The sequence below is a fragment of the Mesorhizobium argentiipisi (SeqCode) genome (genome assembly GCF_037179585.1).
GTDB classification, from domain to species: Bacteria; Pseudomonadota; Alphaproteobacteria; order Rhizobiales; family Rhizobiaceae; genus Mesorhizobium; species Mesorhizobium argentiipisi.
Genome location: NZ_JAPYKO010000066.1, coordinates 1 through 2,500 on the forward strand (window position 1 = coordinate 1; position 2,500 = coordinate 2,500).

A 2,500-nucleotide genomic window follows, 5' to 3' on the forward strand; every position below is an offset into this window, starting at 1 on the left:
TTGGTTGCGGGGACAGGATTTGAACCTGTGACCTTCAGGTTATGAGCCTGACGAGCTACCGGGCTGCTCCACCCCGCGTCAACCACGAGCAAGCGTTTGCTTGCGAACACGAGCAAGCGTTTGCTTGCGAACACGAGCAAGCGTTTGCTTGCGTCCTTGGAGGTAAGTGCGACCTTACCGGATTCAAGAGCCGCCAAATGAAAGGGCCGCTTGCGCGGCCCGTGATCCCGTTTGGCGGGCCTTAAGATCGTAGAGAGAAGATTGTCTTCATCCGGATCCTGTGGATCTGGAAGTGAGCTGAACATGCGCTTTGCAGACCTGGCAGCGACCTACTCTCCCGCGTCTTGAGACGAAGTACCATCAGCGCTGGAGCGTTTCACGGCCGAGTTCGGAATGGGATCGGGTGCAGCCGCTCCGCCATAACCACCAGGTCGGCAAAACGCATGTTCAAATCGAGAAGCTGTTCAAGCGCGATCCAAGGATCGTCGCAGCGACGATCCGAAGATCGTCGCCTTTGTGCCTTTGACGTTCTTTTGGCCTGGCGCCCTTCGAAGCGAAGCTTCGCAAGGTCGACCGACCGTCGGCGCCGATGCGCCGCACCCACGTAGCGCCGCCCGCAGGGCGGAACAAGCGTGAGTGAGAACAAACCATTGCATACGGGCGAAGCCCGCAAGCGCGACTGCGCGTCGCCGGTCGTCCGGCGCCCTCGCGGAGCATAGGCCCCGAAGGGGCCGCTCATGCGTGAGCGCTGGTAGACCATCCGACTTTGGGCGACAATCCTTCGGATTGCGCCTTGATGGATATAAGTAATGAGAACGATCAAGCCTATCGAACTATTAGTACCGGTAAGCTTCAAGCGTTGCCGCTCTTCCACACCCGGCCTATCAACGTGGTCGTCTTCCACGGTTCTCAGGGAATACTCGTTTCAAGGTGGGTTTCCCGCTTAGATGCCTTCAGCGGTTATCCCGTCCGGATATAGCTACCCTGCAATGCGGCTGGCGCCACAACAGGTCCACCAGAGATCCGTCCATCCCGGTCCTCTCGTACTAGGGACAGATCCTTTCAATATTCCTACACCCACGGCAGATAGGGACCGAACTGTCTCACGACGTTCTGAACCCAACTCACGTACCGCTTTAAATGGCGAACAGCCATACCCTTGGGACCTGCTCCAGCCCCAGGATGCGATGAGTCGACATCGAGGTGCCAAACAACCCCGTCGATATGGACTCTTGGGGGTCATCAGCCTGTTATCCCCGGCGTACCTTTTATCCGTTGAGCGATGGCCCTTCCACGCGGGACCACCGGATCACTATGACCGACTTTCGTCTCTGCTCGACTTGTCAGTCTCGCAGTCAGGCAGGCTTATGCCATTGCACTCAGCGAACGATTTCCGACCGTTCTGAGCCCACCATCGCGCGCCTCCGTTACTCTTTAGGAGGCGACCGCCCCAGTCAAACTACCCACCATACATTGTCCCGGACCCGGATAACGGGCCGCGGTTAGACATCCATAGTGATAAGGGTGGTATTTCAAGGGTGGCTCCACCTGAGCTGGCGCCCAGGCTTCAAAGCCTACCACCTATCCTACACATGCCACTACGAATGCCAATGTAAAGCTATAGTAAAGGTGCACGGGGTCTTTCCGTCTAACCGCAGGAACCCCGCATCTTCACGGGGAATTCAATTTCACTGAGTCTATGCTGGAGACAGCGGGGAAGTCGTTACGCCATTCGTGCAGGTCGGAACTTACCCGACAAGGAATTTCGCTACCTTAGGACCGTTATAGTTACGGCCGCCGTTTACTGGGGCTTCGATTCAGAGCTTGCACCCCTCCTCTTAACCTTCCAGCACCGGGCAGGCGTCAGACCCTATACGTCGCCTTGCGGCTTCGCAGAGCCCTGTGTTTTTGATAAACAGTCGCTACCCCCTGGTCTGTGCCACCCTCCTCTGCTTGCGCAAAAAAGGGTCACGCTTCTTCCGAAGTTACGCGTGCAATTTGCCGAGTTCCTTCAGCATAGTTCTCTCAAGCGCCTTGGTATACTCTACCTGACCACCAGTGTCGGTTTCGGGTACGGTCTATAAGGAGGAGCTATTTCCTGGAACCACTCCGCTGCCCGTTCAATCCGATAAGATTGGACAACTTGTGTGATCCGTCACTACCTCCAGGCCCACGAATATTAACGTGGTTCCCATCGACTACGCGTTTCCGCCTCGTCTTAGGGGCCGGCTAACCCTGCTCAGATTAACTTTAAGCAGGAACCCTTGGTCTTTCGGCGGGGGAGTCTCTCACTCCCCTTACGTTACTCATGTCAGCATTCGCACTTCTGATACCTCCACCGCCCCTCACGGGTACGGCTTCATCAGCTTACAGAACGCTCCGCTACCGCTCGTGATTGCTCACGAACCCTAAGCTTCGGTGTATGGCTTTAGCCCCGTTACATTTTCGGCGCAAAGACCCTTATTTAGACCAGTGAGCTGTTACGCTTTCTTTAAATGAT

1 tRNA gene and 2 rRNA genes (1 of these 3 cut by a window edge) are annotated in these 2,500 nt (G+C 56.1%); all 3 read right to left on the reverse strand.

Annotated elements, in window-relative coordinates:
- Position 1: 1 nt before the first annotated feature.
- Positions 2 to 78: transfer RNA gene (locus O7A05_RS33785), tRNA-Met, on the reverse strand.
- Positions 79 to 316: 238 nt separating this feature from the next.
- Positions 317 to 431, reverse strand: a 5S ribosomal RNA gene (rrf, locus tag O7A05_RS33790).
- Positions 432 to 815: 384 nt separating this feature from the next.
- Positions 816 to 2,500, reverse strand: a 23S ribosomal RNA gene (locus tag O7A05_RS33795) (it continues 1,134 nt past the right edge of the window).